The 23,338-nt window shown below is 61.4% G+C and carries 27 protein-coding genes and 1 tRNA gene; 14 read left to right on the plus strand and 14 right to left on the minus strand.

The features are described 5' to 3' along the window. Window positions 1-76: 76 nt before the first annotated feature. Window positions 77-457: a DUF983 domain-containing protein gene (locus tag ELX51_RS06920; protein ID WP_127752832.1), complete on the minus strand. Its 381-nt coding sequence runs from the start codon at window positions 455-457 to the stop codon at window positions 77-79. 239 nt (window positions 458-696) lie between these two features. Between ELX51_RS06920 and ELX51_RS06925 the strand changes: the two genes are divergently transcribed. Further along, entirely contained in the window at window positions 697-1,671 is a 975-nt protein-coding gene (locus ELX51_RS06925) for a DMT family transporter (RefSeq protein WP_164854789.1), read from the plus strand. Window positions 1,672-1,767: 96 nt separating this feature from the next. Beyond that, a complete protein-coding gene (locus tag ELX51_RS06930; protein WP_127752834.1) occupies window positions 1,768-2,109 on the plus strand; it encodes a hypothetical protein in 342 nt (113 codons plus the stop codon). A gap of 62 nt (window positions 2,110-2,171) precedes the next feature. Here ELX51_RS06930 and ELX51_RS06935 read toward each other — a convergent pair whose 3' ends face one another. Continuing rightward, window positions 2,172-3,473 (minus strand): sorbosone dehydrogenase family protein, encoded by a 1,302-nt coding sequence (locus tag ELX51_RS06935; protein ID WP_127752835.1) that lies wholly within the window; start codon window positions 3,471-3,473, stop codon window positions 2,172-2,174. Between the two features lie 200 nt (window positions 3,474-3,673). Between ELX51_RS06935 and ELX51_RS06940 the strand changes: the two genes are divergently transcribed. Next, entirely contained in the window at window positions 3,674-4,228 is a 555-nt protein-coding gene (locus ELX51_RS06940) for a DUF4142 domain-containing protein (RefSeq protein ID WP_127752836.1), read from the plus strand. A gap of 103 nt (window positions 4,229-4,331) precedes the next feature. Here the strand turns inward: ELX51_RS06940 and ELX51_RS06945 are convergent, their stop codons facing one another. Beyond that, window positions 4,332-4,766 (minus strand): pseudoazurin, encoded by a 435-nt coding sequence (locus ELX51_RS06945; RefSeq protein WP_248305326.1) that lies wholly within the window; start codon window positions 4,764-4,766, stop codon window positions 4,332-4,334. Between the two features lie 292 nt (window positions 4,767-5,058). On the opposite strand from ELX51_RS06945, the gene ELX51_RS06950 reads away from it, so the two are divergent. The 6 genes from ELX51_RS06950 (at window position 5,059) to ELX51_RS06975 (ending at window position 11,224) form a co-directional block, all read left to right on the plus strand. Beyond that, a complete protein-coding gene (locus tag ELX51_RS06950) occupies window positions 5,059-6,033 on the plus strand; it encodes an ABC transporter ATP-binding protein (protein WP_248305272.1) in 975 nt (324 codons plus the stop codon). 91 nt (window positions 6,034-6,124) lie between these two features. Further along, window positions 6,125-6,937 (plus strand): ABC transporter permease, encoded by an 813-nt coding sequence (locus tag ELX51_RS06955; RefSeq protein ID WP_127752838.1) that lies wholly within the window; start codon window positions 6,125-6,127, stop codon window positions 6,935-6,937. After that, complete coding sequence (locus ELX51_RS06960) at window positions 6,934-7,758, plus strand: transporter substrate-binding domain-containing protein (protein ID WP_127752839.1); 825 nt, start codon at window positions 6,934-6,936, stop codon at window positions 7,756-7,758. Before ELX51_RS06955 ends, ELX51_RS06960 begins: the two co-directional genes overlap by 4 nt. Window positions 7,759-7,919: 161 nt before the next feature. Beyond that, window positions 7,920-8,534: a cytochrome c gene (locus ELX51_RS06965; protein ID WP_164854790.1), complete on the plus strand. Its 615-nt coding sequence runs from the start codon at window positions 7,920-7,922 to the stop codon at window positions 8,532-8,534. Window positions 8,535-8,582: 48 nt separating this feature from the next. Further along, window positions 8,583-10,340, plus strand: a complete 1,758-nt coding sequence (locus ELX51_RS06970; RefSeq protein ID WP_127752841.1) for a PQQ-binding-like beta-propeller repeat protein — start codon at window positions 8,583-8,585, stop codon at window positions 10,338-10,340. A gap of 59 nt (window positions 10,341-10,399) precedes the next feature. After that, entirely contained in the window at window positions 10,400-11,224 is an 825-nt protein-coding gene (locus ELX51_RS06975) for a transporter substrate-binding domain-containing protein (RefSeq protein WP_127752842.1), read from the plus strand. Window positions 11,225-11,268: 44 nt separating this feature from the next. Here ELX51_RS06975 and ELX51_RS06980 read toward each other — a convergent pair whose 3' ends face one another. The 3 genes from ELX51_RS06980 to ELX51_RS06990 all read right to left on the minus strand — a co-directional run bounded on the left by ELX51_RS06980 (window position 11,269) and on the right by ELX51_RS06990 (window position 13,860). After that, the gene (locus ELX51_RS06980; RefSeq protein ID WP_127752843.1) at window positions 11,269-11,862 is read right to left on the minus strand and encodes a hypothetical protein; all 594 of its coding nucleotides are present in this window, start codon (window positions 11,860-11,862) and stop codon (window positions 11,269-11,271) included. A 108-nt stretch (window positions 11,863-11,970) separates the two neighbouring features. After that, window positions 11,971-13,128, minus strand: coding sequence for an alpha/beta hydrolase (locus ELX51_RS06985; protein ID WP_127752844.1), 1,158 nt, complete (start codon window positions 13,126-13,128; stop codon window positions 11,971-11,973). A gap of 384 nt (window positions 13,129-13,512) precedes the next feature. Further along, window positions 13,513-13,860 carry a hypothetical protein gene (locus tag ELX51_RS06990; RefSeq protein ID WP_127752845.1) on the minus strand — a complete coding sequence of 116 codons (348 nt, stop codon included), beginning with the start codon at window positions 13,858-13,860 and terminating at the stop codon, window positions 13,513-13,515. Window positions 13,861-14,090: 230 nt separating this feature from the next. On the opposite strand from ELX51_RS06990, the gene ELX51_RS06995 reads away from it, so the two are divergent. Then, a complete protein-coding gene (locus ELX51_RS06995) occupies window positions 14,091-14,303 on the plus strand; it encodes a hypothetical protein (protein ID WP_127752846.1) in 213 nt (70 codons plus the stop codon). Between the two features lie 46 nt (window positions 14,304-14,349). Here the strand turns inward: ELX51_RS06995 and ELX51_RS07000 are convergent, their stop codons facing one another. After that, window positions 14,350-14,712 carry a response regulator gene (locus ELX51_RS07000; RefSeq protein ID WP_127752847.1) on the minus strand — a complete coding sequence of 121 codons (363 nt, stop codon included), beginning with the start codon at window positions 14,710-14,712 and terminating at the stop codon, window positions 14,350-14,352. Window positions 14,713-14,905: 193 nt separating this feature from the next. Between ELX51_RS07000 and ELX51_RS07005 the strand changes: the two genes are divergently transcribed. Then, entirely contained in the window at window positions 14,906-15,259 is a 354-nt protein-coding gene (locus ELX51_RS07005) for a DUF1428 family protein (RefSeq protein WP_127752848.1), read from the plus strand. Window positions 15,260-15,284: 25 nt separating this feature from the next. On the opposite strand, the gene ELX51_RS07010 is transcribed toward ELX51_RS07005, so the two are convergent. Continuing rightward, window positions 15,285-16,712: a mannose-1-phosphate guanylyltransferase/mannose-6-phosphate isomerase gene (locus tag ELX51_RS07010; RefSeq protein WP_127752849.1), complete on the minus strand. Its 1,428-nt coding sequence runs from the start codon at window positions 16,710-16,712 to the stop codon at window positions 15,285-15,287. Window positions 16,713-16,892: 180 nt separating this feature from the next. Between ELX51_RS07010 and ELX51_RS07015 the strand changes: the two genes are divergently transcribed. Then, window positions 16,893-18,020, plus strand: coding sequence for an S-(hydroxymethyl)glutathione dehydrogenase/class III alcohol dehydrogenase (locus ELX51_RS07015; RefSeq protein WP_127752850.1), 1,128 nt, complete (start codon window positions 16,893-16,895; stop codon window positions 18,018-18,020). 65 nt (window positions 18,021-18,085) lie between these two features. Further along, window positions 18,086-18,550: a YaiI/YqxD family protein gene (locus ELX51_RS07020; RefSeq protein ID WP_127752851.1), complete on the plus strand. Its 465-nt coding sequence runs from the start codon at window positions 18,086-18,088 to the stop codon at window positions 18,548-18,550. 6 nt (window positions 18,551-18,556) lie between these two features. Here the strand turns inward: ELX51_RS07020 and ELX51_RS07025 are convergent, their stop codons facing one another. Together ELX51_RS07025 and rlmB are read right to left on the minus strand one after the other, a co-directional pair. Next, window positions 18,557-18,946, minus strand: a complete 390-nt coding sequence (locus ELX51_RS07025; RefSeq protein WP_127752852.1) for a hypothetical protein — start codon at window positions 18,944-18,946, stop codon at window positions 18,557-18,559. After that, window positions 18,943-19,698, minus strand: coding sequence for a 23S rRNA (guanosine(2251)-2'-O)-methyltransferase RlmB (gene rlmB / locus ELX51_RS07030; protein ID WP_127752853.1), 756 nt, complete (start codon window positions 19,696-19,698; stop codon window positions 18,943-18,945). The genes ELX51_RS07025 and rlmB overlap by 4 nt, the downstream gene beginning before the upstream one ends. A 182-nt stretch (window positions 19,699-19,880) precedes the next feature. Here rlmB and ELX51_RS07035 point away from each other — a divergent pair. Beyond that, window positions 19,881-19,965, plus strand: a tRNA-Tyr gene (locus ELX51_RS07035). A gap of 174 nt (window positions 19,966-20,139) precedes the next feature. Here ELX51_RS07035 and ugpC read toward each other — a convergent pair. The 4 genes from ugpC to ELX51_RS20290 are packed head-to-tail and all read right to left on the minus strand — an operon-like array spanning window position 20,140 to window position 23,320. Next, on the minus strand, window positions 20,140-21,234 hold the full coding sequence (ugpC, locus tag ELX51_RS07040) for a sn-glycerol-3-phosphate ABC transporter ATP-binding protein UgpC (RefSeq protein ID WP_127752854.1): 1,095 nt from the start codon (window positions 21,232-21,234) through the stop codon (window positions 20,140-20,142). Between the two features lie 7 nt (window positions 21,235-21,241). Continuing rightward, window positions 21,242-22,330, minus strand: a complete 1,089-nt coding sequence (locus tag ELX51_RS07045; protein ID WP_127752855.1) for a carbohydrate ABC transporter permease — start codon at window positions 22,328-22,330, stop codon at window positions 21,242-21,244. After that, entirely contained in the window at window positions 22,323-22,865 is a 543-nt protein-coding gene (locus ELX51_RS20285; RefSeq protein ID WP_248305327.1) for a sugar ABC transporter permease, read from the minus strand. Before ELX51_RS20285 ends, ELX51_RS07045 begins: the two co-directional genes overlap by 8 nt. Next, the gene (locus ELX51_RS20290; RefSeq protein ID WP_248305273.1) at window positions 22,865-23,320 is read right to left on the minus strand and encodes a hypothetical protein; all 456 of its coding nucleotides are present in this window, start codon (window positions 23,318-23,320) and stop codon (window positions 22,865-22,867) included. Before ELX51_RS20290 ends, ELX51_RS20285 begins: the two co-directional genes overlap by 1 nt. Window positions 23,321-23,338: the final 18 nt, after the last annotated feature.

Consider the following 23,338-nt stretch of genomic DNA (forward strand, 5'->3'; position numbering starts at 1 on the left):
GGCAAAAGCGCCGGTCACAGCTTAGCCGTTCCCCTGCGCGCCAGACGCCGGCAGCCCCACTTCTCCACACGCACGATCACCGATCCTGTTCGTCGCTCCAACCATTTGCCCAGAGTAGGCCGATGATTGCTCCCTTGCTCGATGGCAGGATGGCGAGGGGGATGATGATGGCGAGCGGTACGAGGACATAGATGTAGACAAGTGGGCTGCCAGCGCCCCTGAGCTCCATCTCCAGCATCACAAAGCCGATGATATGGCCCACCACCGTGATGACGAGGAGAGGCAGGATCAGGCCTACCCGGTAATTGGCGAGCGGCTCGCCGCACACGGCGCATTGATCAACCTGCTCAAGATAATGGTGGAAGAGCCAGCCCTCGCCGCATCGAGGGCAGCGGCACTTGATGCCGTTCCATATTGCCGGCCAGGTCTTCCTGGTTTCGCCGCTTGAGGAAGGCATGGGAGGCCTCCATTTTGGATGGAGCGAACTTCCCGCTCCGCCACTCGCTCCCGGGTTCAATTGCACGAGCTTACATCCGGCCGCCCCGAGTAATCACGTCAAATGTCATGCCTGGGGGCCGGGCGCTGTTTTTGCCGTTTGCTGTCGATAGTGTCTCGCTATGCTTGCTAATCCTGATTAGCATTGGGAAACCGCAGAGACGGCATGCCGTTGGTCTGTCGCTCAACGCTTGGTTCCCCATGTCCCCCGGTGTCATTCTCGCTCTTCTGGCCTACGGCCTGTTCTCCTGTTCCGATGCCTCGATCAAGAGCCTGGGCGGGGAGCTCAGCGTGTTCGAGATCGGCTTTTTCACCTCGTTGTTTGCCGTAGGACCGGCGCTTTTGAGCAAAGCCCGCAAGGAGCGCTGGCGCGACGTCTTGCAGTTCAACAATCCATTGTTGCTCAATATTCGCGGCCTTTCCGGCGTGCTTGGCTCTGGCTGCGTGATTTATGCCTTCACTCATGTGCCGCTCGCCGAAGTATATTCCCTGGCTTTCCTCGCGCCTATTTTCGTGGTGCTGCTGTCAGCTATGCTCCTCGCCGAAGCCATTCCGCGCTATCGCTGGCTCTTGCTGGTGCTTAGCTTTGTCGGCGTGCTGATCGTTGTGCGTCCCGGGTTCCGCGAATTGCAGCTTGGCCACCTGGCGGCGCTGGCCTGTGCCTTTTTCACGGCGACTAATACGGTTGTGCTCCGCTCCCTCGCGCCGCGCGAGCATCGGCTGAGCATCTTCGCCACGGTGACGCTCTACGCACTGGTCCTGAATGGGATCGGCATGATCATCTGGGGCAGCAGCCTGCCAACCTTGCCCCAGCTTGCGGTGCTGGCCCTGATCGGCACCATGGGCGGCGTCGGACACCTGACCTTTATTGGGGCCACCAGGCTGGCGCCAGCCAACCAGGTGGCGCCCGCCCAATATACCCAGATGCTGTGGGCCCTGGGGCTGGGGGCGCTGTTCTACGGCGAGTACCTGGATGGCATTGGCATAGTTGGGCTCGTCATCATGATCGGTGCGGGCGCCTTGAACCTGCTTTCGCCCGAGGCCTATGGCCGACACCTCAGCCTGAAGAGACATGGCGGCGCTGCTCAGCAGCCGAGCGAGGCCAAGGTGCTTGACGATATTGCGATTTCGCAGTGCGCGATAGCCGGGTCGGGTCCGCAGCAGGCGAAGTCGTAACTACCGCAGTCTTGATCGCCGCCTGTGCTGAGTGACCGCAACCAAAGCTGCCTGCTGCCGCTTTACGCAAACTGCACGCGCAATGGAGAAAACGCGATGATCACCAGAACAGCTTTGTCCCTCGCTCTCGCCGCCGTAATGGTCCTGCCAGGCGCCGCCTTTGCCCAGGAAGAGCACCGGATCGCCGGCAAGGCCGTTCCCGCCGATCAGGTGGCCGGGGTCCAGGCAAAATGCGACGAGATGCGCAAGGGCGAAACCACTTCCCCCGTGGCCGAGGCCGCAGCCGATGAGCCCAACAAGGAAGCTGGCGGCGAAGCGGCCGCTGACGCGGCCGTGGAACTCTCAAGCGAGCTTTGGACTGCAGACGGCACCATCGATCTGGAAAAGCTCTCGATCGAGCAGTGCAGCGAAGGCAATTTCGGCCTCGCGCCCAACTAAGCCCGGCATCGAAAACACAAAAAGAACTGGAGTTCCGCGCCTGCGGAACTCCAGTTTTACGTTCAGGCGCCGGTGATGCGCCAGATCACATCACCCACGTCGTCCGCCATCAGCACCGACTTGTCGGCAGCAATGGCCACGCCCACCGGCCGGCCAAAGGAGAACTTCTCGTCGGCCGACAGGAAGCCGGTGAGAATGTCGCGGGGCAGGCCAACTGGCTTGCCGTTCTCGAAGGCGACGAAACAGAGTTTGTAGCCGCTGAGCGTGCTGCGGTTCCACGAACCATGCTGGCCGATGGCCATGCCCGCTGGGAAGCCGGGCAGGGTACCTTCCGGCAGCCAACAAAGGCCGAGCGACGCGGTGTGCCCGCCCAGCGCATAATCGGGCGCGAGGGCCGTCGCGACCTTGGTCGCGTCCTGGGGCACCCGGTCATCTACGGTTTGACCCCAATAGCTGTAGGGCCAGCCATAAAAGCCGCCATCGCGCACTGAGGTCAGGTAATCGGGCGGGGTCTCATCGCCCAAGCCGTCGCGCTCGTTGACCACGGTCCAGAGCGAACCATTGCTCGGCTGCCAAGCCAGACCCACCGGATTGCGCAGACCACCGGCAAAGATGCGCGATTGGCCGGTCGCGAGGTCCAGTTCGTGGATGCAGGCGCGATCGATTTCGGCTTCCATGCCCGCGTCACCGATATTGCTGAGCGAGCCCACGGCCACATAAAGCTTGGAGCCATCGGCGCTGGCGATGAGGTTGCGCGTCCAGTGCCCGCCCGGCTTGGTGCTCATGAGCTTGCGGGGTGCCGCGGTGATCTGGGTGGCGCCCGCTTCGTAGGGATAGGCCAGCACCGCGTCGCTCGCACCGACATAAAGCGTGTCGCCGATCAGCACCATGCCATAGGGCTGGCGCACATTGTCGATGAACACATGCCGGATTTCGGCCACCCCATCCTCGTCCGCATCGCGCAAGAGGGTAATGCGATTGGGGCTCCTGCCCGAAGCCTTGGCGCGCTTCATCGTGCTCGACATCGCATGGTCGAACAGCGACTTCGGCTCCCCCGATTCGCCCATGGATTCCGCCACCAGCACATCGCCATTGGGCAGCACATGCATGTTGCGCGGGTGGTCGAGCTTGCCCGCAAAGGCATTGACCTTGAGCCCGGCTGCGGCTGTCGGGGTGTGCCCCGGTTCCCAGCCTTTCGCCGTCGGCATCTTGAGGGTTGGGATGCTGCCCTGTGGCTTTGGCGCCGGAATGGTGGGGGCAGTGCCGTAAACCGGCGGGCGGGGGCCGTCGCCCGAGTGGCGGACGGCAACGGCAACCGCGCCTACGGCGGCAACGACACGGGCGAAGACGGCACTGGTGTTCATTGACGGATCTCAACTGGCGGAACAGGTTAGCTCAAGCTAACGCCATTGCGACGGGTCGAACACCCCTGCAGGGAGCGATCTTGCACGCTTTTAGTGTTGGCTGGTCGCCGAGTTGCTTCCTGTAGCTCTCCCTAACCGCGCACATCGGAACAAAGGGAATCTCCAGTCGTTCCTGAAGGACACACACAGAGGAGACGACGATGCGAATTCTAGCCCTAGCTGCCCTTGTTCTGATGTCCGGCACGGCTTTTGCCCAGGACGCCGCTCCTGCCGCCGGTGGCGCGGCCCCGGCCGCAAACCCATCCGCCAGCACAACGGCGCGCACGCCGGTGGAGACGCCCCAGTTCATCGAACAGGCTGGCTTTTCCGGCACCTTTGAAATCGAGTCCAGCAAGCTGGCGCTGGAAAAAGCCGAGCGCGACGACGTCAAGGAATTCGCCCAGCACATGATCGATGAGCACACCGCCAATTCCGAAGCCCTGACGGATGCGGTAGCCGCGACCGGCATCGAGATTGCGGTGCCAACCGTGCTTGATCCGGTGCATCAACAGATGATGGACACGCTTGAAGCCTCGACCGACTTCGACATGGACTATCTCAAGATGCAGTATCAGGCCCATCAGGACGCGATTTCACTGTTCTCGTCCTATGCCGAGGCTGGCGAAGCCGGCCCGATCAAGGAATATGCTGCAGCAAGCCTGCCCGCCTTGAACATGCATCTGGAAATGCTGCCCGAGGACGCAAAGCCCGAATAGGTCCTTTCCGCCTCTACAAAAAAGCCTGCCGCTCCCGAAAGAGCGGCAGGCTTTTAATCAGATAGTGGCAACTCGACCCGGAAGAGCCGCGTAGCCAAACAGATTATTCGGCCAGCTCAGCATACATGGCGTCGAAACGCGACTGTGCCTTGGGCGGAACCTTGACGCTCTTGGCTTCTTCCAGATTGGTCGGCTCGCCGACAACAACCAGGGCCACCATGCCCATGCCGAAGTGCGGAGCGCACTTGACGCCGTAAACACCTTCGGTGTCGAAGGTCACGGTGATTTCTTCATTGAGCTTGCCCTTAAACGGGGTAGCGCCTTCGGGCAGCATGCCGGCAATGGTTTCGGCGTTGTGGCCCTTGTCGGTGGGCACGAAGGTGACAGTGTCGCCAACGGCAATTTCGGTCAGCGCTGGCTCGAACACCATCGTGCCGTCCTCGCCCTTGTTGAGCATCTGGACCTGATGGTCAGCAGCGAAAGCGGGGAGTGCGAAAGCGGATACCGCTACGGCCGCAAGACCGAGAGTTTTGAGAATACGAATTTTAGCCTCCTGAAGGAACTACTACTACAACCGGAAGTACGCCGTGGTGTTCCCGCATGTCAGTCACTTATCGAAAGTGAATGCCACCGGCGTCTGAGGTTCAGATAGGAAATGAAATGTGGTTTGCCAACCGGACCGCACCTGTGAACAGGTTCTTCAGCGCTTGCTCTCGCCCCCTCTATGACGCAAAAGCACGCATGATCCGTTTTCACAGAAATCCTAGCGCTACCACAGGTTTGGGCGGGGCGGTTCGCGTAGATTTGCCCACCTCGGGAGGGGGCCGGAAGTGACTATACCCTCTGTTTTCGTTGACAATTTGTCGCATAGCTATGCCGGGAAACTGGCGCTCGACAAGGTATCCCTCACCATCGCGCGCGGTTCCAGCTTTGCCCTGTTGGGTCCAAACGGGGCCGGCAAGACCACGCTGATCAGCATATTGTGTACGCTGCGGAAGGCCGACAGCGGCACCGCCGAGGTGGATGGCATTGATGTCAGGCGCAGTCCGACGGCCGCGCGCAAGCGCATCGGGGTCGTGTTTCAGGACTCCAGCCTCGATGATCGCCTGAGCGCCTATGAGAACCTCAACTTCCATGGCCTCGTTTATGGCATGCCCGCCCGCGACCGGCGGCAGCGCATCGGCGAGATGCTGGCCCTGGTTGAGCTGGAAGACTGGCGCGATGCCATCGTGCGCAGCTTTTCGGGCGGCATGCGCCGGCGCCTCGAGATCGCCCGGGCGCTGCTACACAACCCAGCCATCCTGTTTCTCGATGAGCCCACGGTTGGCCTTGATGCCCAAACGCGCGAGCGCATCTGGCAATATCTCGATCAACTGCGCCGCGAGCGCGAACTGACGGTACTCACCACGACCCACTATATCGAGGAGGTGGAGACCGCTGATCAGGTGTGCATAATCAACAATGGCGTCATCGTGAACCAGGGCAGTCCCGCCGAACTCAAGCTTGCCCATGGCCGGAGCTGGATCCATGTCGTGCCCAGGGACGACACTGTGCGGACGGCGATCCTTGCCCGTTTTCCCGAGACGCGGGATCTGGGCAGTAACCGCTTGGCTGTACCCGTTGCCGGCGATGGCTTTGTCGACCAGTTCCTGGCCAGCTTTGGCAGCCAACTCAGCGAAATGCGCCTGGAACAACCAAGCCTTGAAAGCGTGTTTCTCGCCCTGACCGGAACCGAGCTGCGCGACCGCGCTGCTGGCCGCCGCGATGCCGAGCAGGCGGCCGGCAGAAGGGCAGGGCGGCGATGATCATGTCCGTGCCTTTCCTCCTCCCTCAGCGTCATCCGTGGCCATCGGCCGTTCAACCCCGCGCTGGCAAACCCCATCTGCGAGGCACAGCATGAACGCCATATTGCCCCTGCTGCGCGGCGTTTATGGCGTGTGGCTGCGCGAGGTCACCCGCGCAACGCGCGATCGCGGCCAGATGATCGGCGGCGTCAGCCGCCCGCTCATCTGGCTGCTGATCCTGGGCGTCGGGCTCAATCCTTATTTCCGCGGCGAGGTCTATGGGGAGGTGCGCTATGTCATCCCCTATACCTATCTGCAGTTCCTGTTCCCCGCCGTTATCGTGCTCAACATCATGTACACCTCGATCCAGTTCGCGGTGTCGGTGATCTGGGATCGTGAATTCGGCTTTCTCCGGGAAGTGCTGGTTTCGCCCATGCCCAAGCCGCTGGTCCTGCTCGGCAAGGTGCTGGGCGGTAGCACGGTCGCGACGCTGCATGGCGCGGTGGTGCTGATCCTGGCCCGGTTTGCCGATGTCACCATGACGCCAGAACAGGTGGTGACGGCTCTGGCCTTCATGTTCCTGCTGTCCTTCGGGCTGACCTGCTTTGGGGTGATCCTCGCGGCTCGGGTGCGCAGTTTTGAAGGCTTCGGGGTTTTCTCCAACACGCTGATTCTGCCGCTTTATTTCACCTCGTCCTCGGTGTTTCCGCTCGACCCGGCCCTCAGCCGCACCCAGACCACCGCCAGCTACCCGGAATGGCTGGTGTTCCTGGTGCAAATCAATCCGATCACCTATGCGGTCGATACGCTGCGAGGGGTGCTGATCGGCTTTAATCAGTTCACGCCCAGCTATGGCCCCGCGATCGTGGTCGGCATGGCCATCGCGTTCTTTGTGCTGGCCCTCGTGGATTTCGGCCGGTCATGAGCACGAAGCGCCCGCATCGCTGGCTGCGGGCAGCGGCCAACCTCGCGCTGATCGCGGCGCTGCTGTTTGCCGTGAGCTTCCTGCCGCCCGACACTTCGCTCAAGGAGCGGCGGCAGGCGGGGGTCCTCAAACTCTGCGTCCCCCCGCGCTATCCGCCTCTGGTCACCGGTGATCCCGCGCAACCTGGGTTCGACATCGAGCTGGCCCAGCATATCGCCGATTTCATCGGTGTTCGGCTCATCGTCAATGCCCTCCCATCGATGGGCCGCGACTTCAATCCACGCAATTGGCAACTTTCCCGCGCCCAGTGCGACATGATCGCGGGTGGCCTGACCGACACGCTGCAAACGCGCGGGTTTCTCCAGACCATCCCCACCACGGCCGAAACCGGCTGGGTGGCTATCGCGCCCAACGGAGAACTGCCATCTGGGGGTGCTGCCGCGGCCGTGCTGCCGGGCTCCAGCGGTCTTGACCGCCTGGCCCTGTCGAGCTGGCTGCGCGCGCACGGACTGCGGCCCGTATTGGTCAGCGGCCCCGATGAGCTGACCCGTGCGCTAAGCGAGGGGAGGGCGCAGGTGGGATTTGCCGAGCGATTCGCGGCGAGCGCCATTGGGAGCCTGCCGCCTGACTTCACGCTGTCATGGCTCCCGGCGCAGGATCTGCCGCGCTACCAGATGGCTCTCGGCTTGTGGAAAGGCGACCAGACGCTGATGCGCGCCGTTCGGGCGGCAATGGAGCACCTGCAGGAAAGCGGATCCCTCGATAATCTGCGGGAACGCTACAGGCTAGGCGGGGTTCTTCCTGAACAAGGCTCATTGTAGCTATACGCGAAAGCAATCTGAACTTCGCATCGTTACGCCTCAGTTACCTATTGAAGCCGGCGGGTTTGAGGTTTAGGCGTGCCGGTGCAACGATATGACCACTATCGCTTCGGGCGCGCTCACGGGCGTGCCATCCAACTCACCACCTTTGGGAGGTTATCGTGATCGAAAGATCCAAAGGGCTATTTGTCAGCGCCACATTGTTGTCGCTGACCCTCGGGCTGCTTGGGAGTGGCGCTGCCACTGCCGCCGGCTTTACGGCGGAACAAGCGGAAGCGGGGAAGTCCTCGTACGATTCCAACTGCGCACAATGCCACGGCTTCCAGCTTGAGGGCCCCGATGCCCCCGGCTTGGCCGGACGCGACGTAATGCAGAACTGGTATACCGCTGCCGGTCTTTATGACTTCATCAGCGTCGCCATGCCGCCTTCGGCCCCCGGCCTGCTCGGCGAAGACGTCTATGTCAACATCGTCGCCTACATCATGTCGTTCAACGGCGCTCAGCCCGGGGACACGCCCATGACTGCCGATCCGGAACTGTTGGCATCCATCTCGCTGCCGGAAGAAACCGCAGCTGGCGCCGCTGCCACGCCGTCTGCTCCGGCTGAAGCTGCGACTGCCACGCCGGAGACGACCGTGCCGCAGGCCTTCACCTGGGGCAAGCAATTGCCTGGTGGCGCGCCACCAGCGGCAGCAGCTGCGCCTACTGCGGCGGCTGAACCGGCCGTTCCGCAGGCTTTCACCTATGGCAAGCCATTGCCCGGGGCAACCAACTAACTCACTGCATCTAAGCGCGTCCGCGACGCGCACCATTGGAGAGAATCGATGAAAATCGGTGTTTTGAAATCAGTCTTGGTGGCGACGACAGCCATGATGGCATTGTCCGGCGCAGCTTTCGCCCAGGGCGTGCGCGAAGACTACAAGCCCGTCACCGAAGAAATGCTGGAAAACCCTCCAGCTGAAGAATGGCTGATGTGGCGTGGCACCCGCGACAACCAGGGCTACAGCCCGCTCGATCTGGTCAACAAGGACACGGTCAAGGATCTCGAACTCGCTTGGGCCTGGCCTATGGCTGAAGCCGGCATCCAGGAAACCGCTCCCCTGGTGCATGACGGCGTAATGTTCCTGCAGACCAGCAACGCTATCGTCGAGGCGCTCGACGCCAAGACCGGCGACCTGATCTGGCAGTACCGCCATGCCATGCCCGAGATCCCGACCTCGTGGAGCTACCAGGCCAACCAGGCTCGCCGCCAGAAGAACTCGATCGCTCTTTATGAGGACAAGATCGTTCTGACCACGCCCGACGCCAAGATCGTCATGCTCAACGCAGCAGACGGCAAGGTTGTGTGGGAAAAGCAGGTTCTCGATTACAACCTGGGCTATTCCTACACGATTGGGCCGCTGATCGTTAAGGACAAGATCATCTCGGCCATCTCGGGCTGCTCGATCGCCGGCACCGCCGGTGGTTGCTTTATCCTGGCTCACGACGCCAACACTGGCGAAGAGCTGTGGCGCTTCAACACCATCGATGACCCCAACAATCCTGAGCAGCAGGCAAGCTGGGGCGAAGTGCCGCCGGAAAACCGTTGGGGCGGTACGCCCTGGGCAACCGGTGCCTATGACGCTCGCACCAACACCACCTTCTGGGGCATTGGTATGCCCGGCCCCTATGCCGAGCTGATCCGCGGTTCGGGTGACGGCAACGTGCTCTACACCAACTCGACCCTGGCTCTCGACGCCGATACGGGCGAGCTGAAGTGGTACTACCAGCACCTGCCGCGCGATAACTGGGATCTGGACAGCCCGTTTGAGCGTATCCTGGTTGACCAGGAAATCGACGGCGAGATGCATCACCTGCTGATCAGCGTTCCCGGCAAGAACGGCATCGCCTTCGGCCTTGACCGCGACACTGGCAAGTATCTGTGGCACAAGGAAACCGTTGTTCAGAACGTCGTCACCGGCGTTGATCCTGACGGCACCGTGCACATCAACGAGGACCTGATCTCCGAAGCCGTTGGCCAGGAACACCTGGTGTGTACTTCGGTGTCGGGCGGCAAGCTCTGGCAGGCCGGCTCCTACAGCCCGCTGACCCAGACCTTCTTCGTGCCCCTGACCGAGGCTTGCAACACCGTTGCGCCGACCCAGACCGAATTCACCGCCGGCAATGCCGTTGGTGCGGTCAAGTTCGGCCCGCGCGTTCTGCCTGAGGGCATCACCGATGCCGGCCTGCTGCAGGCGCTGGACATCAACCCGATTCAGGCCGAATCCAAGTGGCAGGCGCGTGAGCGTCCGTCCATGACCAGCTCGGTTCTGGCAACCGGCGGTGGTCTGGTGTTCGGCGGCGACGCTGCCCGCTACGTCAAGGCCTGGGATCAGGACACCGGCGAAGTGCTCTGGGAACAGCGCCTGAACGCCCCGATCGGTGGTTACCCAATGACCTACGAGATCGACGGCGAGCAGTATGTCGCCATCCCAACCGGCTACAGCAACTCGGCGAGCTCGATCTCCTCGGCCTTCCCCGAGATCCCGCTGCCGACCGGTTCGGGCAACTCGGTCTTCGTCTACAAGCTGCCGAAGGAATAAGCTTCCGGCGCGATCAATTGAAAGGGGCTTCGGCCCCTTTCTTTATTTTGGAGAACCTCATGCTTCGCACTCTCGCGCTTTCAATGGCGCTGCTGCTGTCTGGCCAGGCCTTGGCCCAAACCAGCAGCGTGCCGGGTGAACTGCTCGACAATTCGCGCCGCCAGAACGGCGACCAGATCAATGTCTGCTTTGACACCAGCAGCGTCATCAGCGCTTTCGACCACGACGTCGCCCAGGCCATTGGGGATGCGCTGTTCCTGCAGGTCAACGTCAAGGAAGGCTTTGGCGGCTTTCCGGTAAACGGCGATGGCTTCATGGACGAGCTGATGCTGGCCATGAACAACACCTGCGACATGTTCATGGGTGTTTCGGTGCAAACCAACTCGCCCTTTCCCGAATGGGCTGCCGTGACCCGTCCCTATGCCACCATTCCGTTCGTGCTTGCGGTGGAGGATGCCAATTGGAATAGCTGGGCCGACATTCCGCATGACCGCAAGATCGGCACCGCGCTGCAAAGCGTGGGCGAGCTGGTGTATATCACCTGGTCGCTGCAGCAGCCCGAAGCCGAGCGCTGGAAGCGTTTGCCCTATGCGGACAATTCACTAATGGCCAAGCGCGTGCTCGATGGCACGCTTGGTGGCATGCTGCTCTGGCAGCCCGCGCTGCGCAAGCTCCAGAGCGAGGTGCCTGAGGCCGCGGCTTTGCGGGTGATTGAACTTGCCCCGGTGCCTGCGACCGCGATCAAGGTCGGCGCCGTGGTCTCGAGCCGGGACGCCTTCTTGCGCACCCAGGTTGACCAGGCCATCGACGCCCTTGTTGCCGACGGCACTATCCAGACCTTGCTGGACAAATATGGCTATACCGGCCAGGCCGGCGATCAATAACTGATCCTGCGCGTGAGCCAATGGCTCACGCGCCAGTTGTTGGCTTAGCCCAGCAGCTGGGCCATCGCAGCGGGCAGCCAGCCCGTCACGAGCAGCACAACAAGACCTGCCAGCACGAACGGCTCCCACCGGCGGATCTTCTTTTCCGCCTCTGGAAAGGCCGCCTGCAGGAACAAGCCCCCAACGAGCCCTGGGAGCGGCAGGATGTTCAGGATGGTTGTAGCCAAGGTAATGCGCTGCAACTCCAGCACCACCCCAAGCACGGCGTAGCCGCCGGTGCGGGGGAGGGCGACCTGCAGCAGCGGCCGTAGCCACCACAGCAGCGGGATCAACAGCAACACCGCTGCGAGCCCAAGGATCGCGACTGCCGCAGCGCGAAGGCGGCTGTTGCCGCTGCCGTCTACGTCCAGCCACATAGAGCGAATCCACCCCATCTGAAACAGCGTCCCCATCGCCAGCCCCCAGACCGACAGATGGGCAAAGGGATTGGCGGTCAGCCGACCTTCATGCTTGGGGCGCAGGAAACCGAGCAGCCGCGCAAACAGCGCCAGCAGGCCACCCAGCACCGCCGTATAAATCAGGAAAGCCCCAATGCGGGAGGCGAGCAAACCCACGGTCAGTTCGTTCAGCAGGCCCAACTGACTTTGTCCTCTCGTCGCGTCCAGGTTCGTGCTGCTGAAACACGATGCCGGCGCTCACTTCAAGTGGGAAGTGAGCGCCGGGATTGTTTGCCCAAGCCGAAAAACTTAGCCGAAGCTTGGTGTCGTCTGCGAGCCAGTGCGCCCCGTTGCCAGCGCGGCGGCAGCAAAGTCGGCGATGGCCGGATTGTAAACGTCCGACCGCTCGAGAAAGCCCATATGGTTCACGCCTTCGATCTTCCGCAGCGTGGCGGTTGGCGTGTATCCGGCGATGGTTTCGCTCGCGACCGGCTTGGTCACGATGTCGACCTCGCCTGCCAGCACCAGAACTGGCACCTGCAGCTTTGCGGTTGCGCCCGTTGCATCCCAGCGGAACATCGCCAGATTGCCATCGGCGATAGCGGCCTGGGAATTGCGCGTGCTAAGCAGCGTGGTGTGATCAAGCTGGCTGCGCGTCACGTATTTGCCAAAACCCAGACGATTGGCCATATGCGCGGTGCCGCTGAGATAGCTCTGCCATGCACTCAGCTGGCTGAGGGGCAACAGCCATTTGGTCAGCGTCATCAGGGGCTCCAACACCGGGAAGCGCAGCGCTTGCATGAGGCGCGGCAAGATCATGGTCTTGAGCGGGTTGGTATAGGTGGTGTTGACCAGAACTACCCCGGCCACTTTGGTGTCGAACACCCCCGCATGGTCACGCGCCAGGGTCTGGATGGTCATGCCACCAATGCTGTGCCCAACCAACACGACGCGAGTTGCACCGGTCCAGGCGATCACTGCGGCCAGATCAGCCGCGAATGCTTCCAGGCTGATCTCGCCACGCGATTTCCCTAGCCCGGGCAGATCCCAGCTGACGACCCGGAACTGCTGGCCCAGATCGCGTTTGGCGTAATTCCAGATCGTGCTGTCCATGCTCCAGCCATGGGTCAGGATGATTGTTTCGCCGCCGGGTGCCCCTGCCTGCTCCACATAAAGCTGGGCGCCGTTTGGCGCCTCGATGGTGGTGCCATTGCCACGGACCGGAGCAGTACGATCCTTGTCGGCACCCGCCAGCAGCAGAACCACCAGCGGTCGACCCAGAAAGGAAAAGGCGAGGCCAGCCAGCCCCACCCACAGCAGCCAGTCCTCGCGCACCCGCACAATCGTGCCGTCGGTTTGGCGGACGAGATCGCCATCCCACCACGACCACAGCAGATAGCCAGCCGCAATCAGGATGGCGAGGGAGATGAGGTTGGCGAGAAAGCGGAACAGAAATTGAAGCGGCATGGGAACCCTTGCGGTAAAGCCTTGTGCAAGGGGTAATCGCCTCGATGCCTGAATGTTCCGGCCTGTTCTATGCTAGTGCGGCTTGCCCGCCACTCTCAGGCCGGGGTGAGGCTATATGCGGTGGCCATGAAGGCCAGCGAGAGAACAAAAAGGCTGGTCAGGAGAAGCGTGCGACGCATGAGGAGGGTTCCGGCTTGCCCCGGGCTTAGGACCCACAGCTGTCGGGGTCCAACCCCATCGCGTCGTAACCCTAACCGGTATTGTTAGCGTGGACAAACCGGCCGCCTGGGGCACTGGCCCATTGCAGCCCAAATCCCGAAATGCAAACGGCGGCCGCTGTCCGAGGACAACGACCGCCGCAATCACACCAACCAGCACCGTCGCCTATTGGTCGCCGCGTTCCAACTCGAGCACGAAGTGGAGCATGGCTTCACGCAGGTGCAGCAAACGAGCGCGGGCGTGATAGCTCGCCTCGAGCGCGGCCTTGCTTTCGCGCAGCTTCTGCTGCTCGAGTTCGATGGTCTGGTCGAGATTGGTGATCTGGGTGTGCAGCATTTCGAGCTGGGTGCGGTGGCTCATGATGTTGTGGTCGAATTCATCGCGCCCATGCATGTCTACATAACGCGTTGCGCCAAGGTCCTTGGTAGGAGCCCGGTTCTGGCGCAGGAATTCTGGAGATGCATTTGCGTTGAGTGCAGCCGCTGCCGCCTTGTTGTCGAGTTCAGTTGCCATTGTGTATCCTCCGGCTTGAGTGGCCATGTTGGTGTGGTTGTGAATAACCGTGAATTGCTTGTTGCACGGCGAAAAGTGGCGATCCAGCAGTGACTTAACCAGTGGTTAATCTTAACCAAATGCTTGCTGGCTTAAGTCCGCGATACGGACCTGTTAACGCCGGTGTATTTTTGGTGAATAACCCCGGCGCCGCCCTTCCAAGGTTGTGCGACTCTGTTACAGTTTTCTCCATGGCAAACCGATATATCCTCAATTCCGACGCCGATGGTTCGTTCTCGATCGTCGACATGTTCACGGGCTGGAACGCCCGACATGTCGGGCGTGAACTCACCCGTATTCCCGCTCATATGGCGCAATCTGGCCTCGCACTCATGAATGCGCTTGATGCGGCAGAGCGTTTGGAACACAGCAAGCCGGTCGAAGCCAGTCGCAGCCGGACCTAGCGTTAATAGAGCCACCCTGAACAGGGTGGCCCGAGTCTTAACAGCGTCATGCCTCGACTAGTTCGCGCACGGTCGCGACGATTGTCTCAGGGTTATAAGGCTTTACGAAAAATTTCCCGTCCGGCACTTCGCGCGGGCTCACCCGCCGGACGCCCGAGGCCACCACAATCTTGATGTCGGGCCATTCGTCCCGCACTGCCGCGGCCAGCGTCAGGCCGTCCATTCCCCCGTCCAGATCCACATCGGTGAACATGGCGTGCACCGCCACGTGCGAATACAGCAGCGCTAGCGCGGCCGCGGCGCCGGCTGCTTCATGCACCTTGAAACCCTCATTCTCGAACACCGCGACAATGTTCATGCGGATAAGCGGTTCGTCTTCAACGATCAGGACGGAGATCTGCTCGGTCATCGGACACCAGGGGCTGGGAGATACTCCGGCCTGAACGTCACCACCTTTGAATCGATCCTTCACATTCGGCGCGAAGCTCGACATTTGCCCGGACTCGTTTGGCCCCGATCGAACCCCAAGATTGCCCAGTCGTGCCCCGGCAAATGTAGGATCGTGGCGTCTTCAAGCGTCAGCAGCAACAAGGAGGTGCACCATGCCCTATGTTGATGGATATGTTCTTGCCGTGCCGAAGAGCTTTCTGGAGCAATACAAGGAAATTGCCCGCCGGGCGGGCGAGGCCTGGATGGCCTACGGCGCCTTGGCCTACAAGGAAGCCGTCGCCGATGACGTGCCCTACGGGGAGCTGACATCCTTCCCGCGCGCCGTGATGGCCACCGAGGACGAAGTCGTGATCTTTTCCTGGGTGCTTTATCAATCGCGCGAACAGCGCGATGCCGTCAACGCCAAGGTCATGAACGACCCCGAGCTCACCGGGCTGATGGAAAACGCACCGATCGACATGAAGCGAATGATTTTCGGCGGCTTCACCACCTTCGTCGATCTATAGGCTAGACGGCCGGGGAGGGGGTTGCCTAAGCCCGGCCGAACTCATCATCCAAGCGCGTGATGTCGTCTTCACCGAGGTAAGAGCCCGTTTGCACTTCGATCAATTCCAGCAAGATTTTGCCGGGATTAGCCAGTCTATGCGTACACCCCAGCGGAAGATAGACCGACTGATTCTCGGTGACAGTTTGCACTTCATTGTTGAGCGTCACCTCGGCGGTCCCTCGCACCACAATCCAGTGTTCGGAACGATGATGGTGCCGCTGCAGCGAGAGCTTCCTGCCTGGCTTGACAAACAGGCGCTTGACCTGGAACCGCTCCCCGGTCACCAGCGAAGAATAACCACCCCAAGGTCGATACGAGGTACGGTGTATCTGGGTCAAGGCCGCGGTATGGCTTCGCCCGCGCAACTGCTGGACCATGTCGCCGACCTTTTGCGCTTCGGACAGCCGCCCGACATAGATTGCGTCTTCGCTGGCGATCACCGCCACGTCCTCCAGGCCCTCCACGGCGACATGAGCACGGTCGGTCACTACCAGGGAGTGGCTCACATTGGACAAGGTGACCCCGCCGCGGCTGACATTATCCGATCCGTCCTTGTCTGCGACCTTCCACAGCGCAGCCCAACTCCCTAGGTCAGACCAGCCAAAACTCACGGGGACCACCGCGGCGCAGTTGGTCCGTTCAAAAATCGCAATATCCACGGAGACGTTCGGTGCCTCGGTGAAGCCGGTCTCATCCAGCCGAACGAAGTCGGCATCGATCCGGCGCTGCTCCATCGCACGCGTTGCAGATAGGAAAGTCACCGGTGCTAGTTTTTCGCATTCCAGTAGAAACTGGCTCGCACCTAGCATGAACATGCCCGAGTTCCAGAGGAATTTCCCGCTCGAGAGCATTTCCTCGGCACGAGCGCGATTGGGTTTTTCCACGAACCTTGCAACCCTGTGGCAGCCGGCCCTCAGCGGCTCGCCTGGGGAGACGTATCCGTAGCAGGTCTCCGGTTCGGTAGGTGCGACGCCAAACGTGACAAGGCTCCCGTCACGTGCAGCTTCAGCCGCAAGTTGCACTGCCGCGGCGTAGCCCGCGTCAATCTGTACCTCGTGATCCGACGGGAGTACGTGGACGATGGCGTCTTCCCCGGCCTGGCGTACCGCTTCCAAGCACGCGATTGCGATCGCCAGGGCCGTGTTACGGCTCATCGGCTCTAACAATATTGCAGCAGGAGATTGTTGAACTTCAACCGCCTGTTCGGCAACTATGAAGCGGTAATCGATATTGGTGATGACCAGCGGCTCGCTATAAACGCTCCGGTCGCTGACGCGCAGTAATGCTGCTTGAAACAGGCTGGTTGATCCGACGAGTTCCAAAAATTGTTTGGGCCGCGCCGCGCGTGACATCGGCCAGAGCCGCGTACCCTGTCCGCCAGCCAGTATTACAGGAACGATCAGACCGGCCATACTTAGTCTCCGCCACCCAGACAAGCCCACGGCGCAGCCTGCAAAAGTACTTAGCAACAAGGTTGCTGCTGAGCGCAAGAACATCTTGACCTTTAGTTAACTCTGCTGGGAGTTCCGCAAACTTGCCGCCTGCCCTTGGCTGTGCCAAACCTTGCCCGCACCACCAAAGGAGTCCCAGCCATGAAAACCCGTGCCGCCGTTGCCTTTCAGGCCGGCAAGCCGCTCGAGATTGTCGAGGTCGATCTTGAAGGTCCTCGCGCGGGCGAAGTTCTCGTGGAGATCAAGGCGACAGGTATCTGTCACACCGACGATTTCACCCTTTCTGGGGCGGATCCGGAAGGGCTGTTTCCCGCCATTCTCGGCCATGAAGGCGCAGGCGTGGTTGTGGATGTCGGCGCCGGCGTCACTTCGGTGAAAAAGGGCGACCACGTCATCCCGCTTTATACGCCCGAATGCCGTGAATGCCCGTCTTGCCTGTCGCGCAAGACCAATCTGTGCACCGCCATCCGCACCACGCAAGGGCAGGGGCTGATGCCCGACGGCACCTCGCGCTTCTCGTTCGAAGGCAAGCCGATCCACCATTATATGGGCTGCTCGACCTTCTCGAACTACACTGTCTTGCCCGAGATCGCCGTGGCCAAGATCGACCCGGCCGCGGCCTTCGACAAGGTCTGCTATGTCGGCTGCGGCGTCACCACGGGCGTTGGCGCCGTGATCAACACGGCCAAGGTCGAGATTGGCGCTACGGCCGTCGTCTTTGGCCTCGGCGGCATTGGCCTCAACGTCATCCAGGGTCTGCGTCTGGCCGGCGCCGACATGATCATCGGCGTTGACATCAACAACGACAAGAAGGCCTGGGGAGAACGCTTCGGCATGACCCACTTCGTCAACCCCACCGAGATCGAAGGCGACGTCGTCCCCTATCTCGTCAACCTGACCAAGCGGCGCGGCGACCTGATCGGCGGTGCCGACTACACCTTTGATTGCACCGGCAACACCAAGGTCATGCGTCAGGCCCTCGAAGCCAGCCATCGCGGTTGGGGCAAATCGGTGGTGATCGGCGTCGCCGCAGCCGGTCAGGAAATCTCCACCCGTCCGTTCCAGCTCGTCACCGGCCGCACCTGGATGGGCACCGCCTTTGGTGGCGCGCGCGGCCGCACCGATGTGCCGAAAATCGTTGACTGGTATCTCGATGGCAAGATCGAGATCGATCCCATGATCACCCATACGTTGCGCCTCGAAGACATCAACAAGGGCTTTGAGATGATGCATTCCGGCGAAAGCATCCGCAGCGTTGTAGTTTACTGATGTAGTGCGCCTGACCCTGGCTGCGGCCGGGTCAGGCTCCCTTGCTCCAAACATGCATGGATTTTATGCCGGCACCCACCATTTACGTTGATGCCGATGCCTGCCCGGTCAAGGACGAGGCGCTTCGCGTTGCCGAACGGCTGGGGGTGGCGCTGGTCTTTGTTAGCAATGGCGGGGTGCGGCCCTCGCGGGATCCGATGGTGCGGGTGGTCGTGGTACCCGCCGGCGCCGATGCGGCCGATGACTGGATCGTCGAACAGGCGCAAGCCAACGACATCGTCCTGACCGCCGATATTCCGCTGGCCAGCCGCGCCCTCGAAAAGGGCTGCCATGTGCTCGGCTTTACCGGCAAGCCCTTCACCCAGAACTCCATCGGCATGGCGCTCGCTATGCGCGAGCTCAAGCAGCACCTTCGCGAAACCGGCGAAAGCAAGGGCTACAACGCGAGTTTTGGTCGCGCTGATCGCTCGGCCTTTCTCAGCGCGCTTGATCCGCTGGTGCGGCGAGCCCTGGCCGCAGCAAGCGAGTAAGCTGAGCTACTCTTCGTCGTCTTCGACATCGGTGAGGTAAACCGACACCTCGATGTCGATCCCATGCACCGCCACCGCGGCGGCGAGATGCGCGGGCAGACGGGCCGACATCGATTCGCCCGCTTCGGGGAAATCAAAGGCCAGGTCCAGCACCGCCCGGCCCAGCCGCCGATCTTCCAGCATGGCCTCGATGGCGGGGCCCGATCGTTCCGCCAACTCGAGTACAGCCCGAACCGGATTGGCCGTATCGAGGTCCACTTGCGCATACCAGTTGTTGTCGGCGTCTTCCGGCTCGTAACGGCTGGTCAGCTGCTTGAGCGCCGTATCCAAATCCCGCTGGGTGATGCTGACGCCCGAAAGCCGCAAGGCAATGGCAAATGGCTCGAACTGGCTCATGCAGACCGTCCTGCAGTTGCAGCAAACAGCGCGATCGCTGCCGCATTGGAAACGTTGAGGGACTTGATGGGACCGGGCATGTCGAGCTTGACCATCTCGTCGCAAAGCTCGCGCGTGCGCTGCCGCAAGCCCTTGCCTTCCGCTCCCATCACGATGGCGAGCGGCTGATCGTCAGTGCGGGGCCGCAGGGGTTGCTCGCTTTCAGAATCAAAGCCGAGGACCAGCATGCCGCGGCTTTTCAGCTTTTCCAACGCATCGCCGAGATTGCGCACCTCGATCATGGGCACGAGATCAAGCGCACCCGAGGCCGACTTGGCCATCACCCCGGTCTCCCGCGGCGAATGGCGCGCAGTGGTAATCACCGCATCGGCGCCAAAGGCGCAGGCGGTGCGCAGAATAGCGCCGACATTGTGCGGGTCGGTGATCTGGTCGAGCACCACCACGAGCTTGAGCGGGTCGATATCGTCGAGCCCGAACCGGCTGACCGGATCCACTTCCAGCGCTACGCCCTGGTGCACGGCATCGGCCCCCAAGAGCCGATCAAGCTCCTTGGGCGTGGTTTCGGTCACCTTGACCTTGCCCAGCTCGCCGCTTTCGCGCAGCCGCAACAAGGCATTGGGCGTGGCCAACAGCGCCTTCTTGACGCGACCGGGATTATCCAGCGCAGCGCGGACGGTATGAAAGCCATAAAGATAGACCGGGCCGTCATCGGGATTGTAGCGCTGCTTGGGGGGAAATTTGTTGATGCTCATGGCCGAGCGTTAGCCTCTTTGCGTCGCTCCGGCAAGCAGAGGGGCATGGTGGAAGTGCCCCGTTTTCGTTTTCTTGCGGGCAACCGGGTCAGGGGTGTTGACAGGAGCGGGCAGGGCACCCATAAACCGCCCCGACGACGCGCTTCGGTGCATCGTTTCCTGCCCAACGGCGAAGTTGCAGTGGAGGGGTGGGAGAGTGGTTAAATCCATCAGACTGTAAATCTGACCGCTTAGCGTACACTGGTTCGAATCCAGTCCCCTCCACCAACGCCGCCGGGCAACGCGCCCGGTTCCCGGCCCCCCATCTCCTTCCTTGATCGTTTCGAACAGGCTGCGGCCTTGGTTCGTGTGCAAGGGTTTGGCTGCCGAGCATTGGCTTGCATCCAGTCCGCTGGTGCCCAGCTCGTGAGTGCTTGGCCAAAGCCGGCGAAGTTCTCGTCTTCAACCCGGGCCGATGAGTTCACCCTCGACCCGCAACCCCTGCTCATCGAACAAGTGCCATTGCCCGGTAGCTGGGGTGACATGAAGTGCGTCCCCGCTCCGCAACCCGCTTTGGCCGGCCTCATGCACCAGTAACGCCGTGCCGTTGGGCATAGTGCAGTGCAGGTAGCTGCTGGCGCCATGCTGCTCTGCCACCTTGACCTGAACGGGCCAGCCTGTGTTGGAGGAGACCAGATGTTCGGGGCGGATCCCGAGCGTTGCGCTTGCCCCGGTTTGCAAGGGCACGCGACGCACCGGCAAGGTCAGGTCGGGCAGGCCTTGGCCTGAGAGAGTCAGCCCTGCATCATTGTTGGCCGCCACCACCGTTTCCACAAAATTCATCCGTGGCGAGCCGATGAAGCCGGCCACAAAGCTGTTGCGCGGCCGGTTGTAAAGATCGAGGGGAGCCCCAACCTGCTCGATCTTGCCTTGGCGCAGAACCACGATCTTGTCGGCCATGGTCATGGCCTCGATCTGGTCATGGGTGACATAGATCATCGTATTGCCTAGCCGCTGGTGCAAGCTCGTGATCTCAACCCGCATCAGCACCCGCAGCTCTGCGTCAAGATTGGACAGCGGTTCGTCAAACAGGAAGATTTTCGGGTCCCGCGTGATGGCTCGCCCGATCGCGACACGCTGCCGTTGTCCGCCGGAAAGTTGCTTGGGTCGACGCTCCAGCAATTGCTCGATCTGCAGGAGCGTGGCAGCGCCAAGCACCCGTTGTTCGATCTCCTGCTTGGGCATGCGGATATTTTCGAGGCCGAAACTGAGATTCTCGCGAACCGTCATATGCGGGTATAGGGCGTAGGACTGGAACACCATGGCCACGCCCCGGTCGGCGGCCGGAACGTTGATCACGCTCTGCCCATCGATGCGAATGTCGCCGGAAGTCGCGTCTTCGAGACCGGCGATCAGGCGCAGCAGGGTCGACTTGCCGCAGCCCGACGGGCCGACAAACACTACGAACTCCCCGTCGGCGATTTCCAGATCGACGCTGGGGATCACTTCCACGAGGCCGAAGGATTTGTTGAGGCTTTCAAGCACGAGATTTGCCATGCGGACCTCACTTGATCCCGGTTGAGGCAATGCCACTGGTGATGTAGCGCTGCAGGAAAATGAATGCGAAGGCGAGCGGCAACGCCGTCAGGGTGGTCATCGCCAGCAGCTGTTCATACCGAACGACATTCTCGTCCTGATAGGAGGCGAGGGCGAGCTGGAGGGTGAACACTTCGCGCCGATTGAGCACTACCAGGGGCAGCAGGAAGTCGTTCCACCGCGAAAGAATGGAAAAGATCGCCACCACCGCCAGAGCGGGCGAAGACAGGGGCAGGATGATCCGCCAAAAGATGCGCCATTCACTGGCATGATCCATCCGCGCCGCCTCGATCAGCTCATCGGGAATGGTGAGCATATATTGCCGCAGCAGGAACACGCCGGTCGGCGTGGCCACCGTGGGCAGGATGACGCCCCACAGATTGTTGACGAGCCCCAGCTGGGCTACGATCAGATAGGTGGGGACCAGCACCACCGTCGCCGGGATCATCAGCGTTGAAAGAATGGCCACGAGCGCCAACCCGTCACCGCGGAACCGGTACTTGGACAAGGCAAACGCCGCCATCGAGTTCATGATCAAGGTAATCACCGTGGCTGCAACGGTGATGAACAGGCTGTTGAACACGAACCGCCAGATATCGCTGCCCGAACTGGCGAGCAGCTGGACATAGTTCTCGACGGCAAAATGCACCTTGCGCACGGGCATGGCGTTAGCAACTGGTACAACGATGCGGCCGGCCTCAGGATTGTCCGGATCCACCATCTGGGCATTAAGGCCCACTCGCCGGATCTGCGCGAGTTGAACCACCTCGCCGCTTTCAGTCGTGACGTCGAACAGCGGCAAGCTCTGGTCATAGCCTTGGACCATCACCTGTTCGGTTGAATAGGGCAGAAGTGTCGGTGGAAATTCCTGCAGCGCCGCTGGGGTTTTGAACGAGGACAGCACGACCCAAACCACGGGCGCGAACATGATCAGCACGCCTAGGAGCAGATAGCCGTAGGTCAGGAAGTCGGAAAGCGCCAGTTTCCCCCTGCCACGGCGGCCCAGCAGCATGGCCCTCACTCCACCCTCGGATCGCGGCAAGCTCAGGTCAGCCATTGCTCGATCCTCGCGAAACGCGCAGTTGGACAAGAGTGAAGACGAGCAGCACCACCCCCAGCAGCAGGGACGCGGCAGCGGCCAGTCCGAAGTTGCGCGGCTGGATGGCAAAGCCAATCTCGTAAATATATTGCACCATCAGCAGGGTCGCCGAGCCTGGGCCGCCGCCCGTTAGAACGTAAAGCTCATCAAAGGTCTGCACCGAACGGATCACCGCCAGGATGAAGACCACCAGCAGCACTGGCCGCAGCAGCGGCAGGGTGATGCGGGTGAAAACGCGCCAGTGACTGGCGGAGTCCATCTTGGCAGCCTCGTACACGTCGCGGGGGATCGCCTGCAGGCCCGCCAGCAGGATGATGGTGTAAAAGCCCATATGTGCCCAGACGGTGACGAACACCGACCAGAAGAATGCCGAGTTGGCGTGGACCAGCCAGTTCACCGGCTCCATGCCGAGATTGGTGAGAATGCCGTTCAGCACGCCGGTGCGCTGGAGGATCCACTGCCAGGTTAGGGCGACCACCACTGGCGACAGCATCACTGGGAAAAGAACACGCCGCGAAAAAAGCCGCGGCCCCTGATGTCCCCGTTAAGGCAGATAGCCGTCAGCAGCGCGATGCCAATCATGGCTGCAACCTGGGTGGGCACAAACACCAGGCTGTTGCCGAGGGCGCGCCAGAACAGGTCACGCGAACAGGTGGAAGGATCGAAATAATTGCCGCAATCCAGCAGCGTCTCGTAATTATAGGTGCCGATGAACGGGCGTTCGGATGGGTAAAGGCGGTCGCTGCCCGTGAAGGAATAAAAGATGTTCACAAACACGGGCAGCAGGGAGAACAGGATCACCGCAGCCAGGTTGGGCAGCAGGAAGAACCACGGCATTCGTTTGATGCCGATCAGCCTCTGCAGCCCCGCCATGAGCGGCTCGATTGCCCGCGCCGGCAGGGAAAATACCGATCCCGTAGCGTGCGCAATACGAGATGAAGCACCCATGCCGCCCTCCCGGATTAA

The organism is Devosia sp. 1566 (genome assembly GCF_004005995.1).
GTDB lineage: Bacteria > Pseudomonadota > Alphaproteobacteria > Rhizobiales > Devosiaceae > Devosia.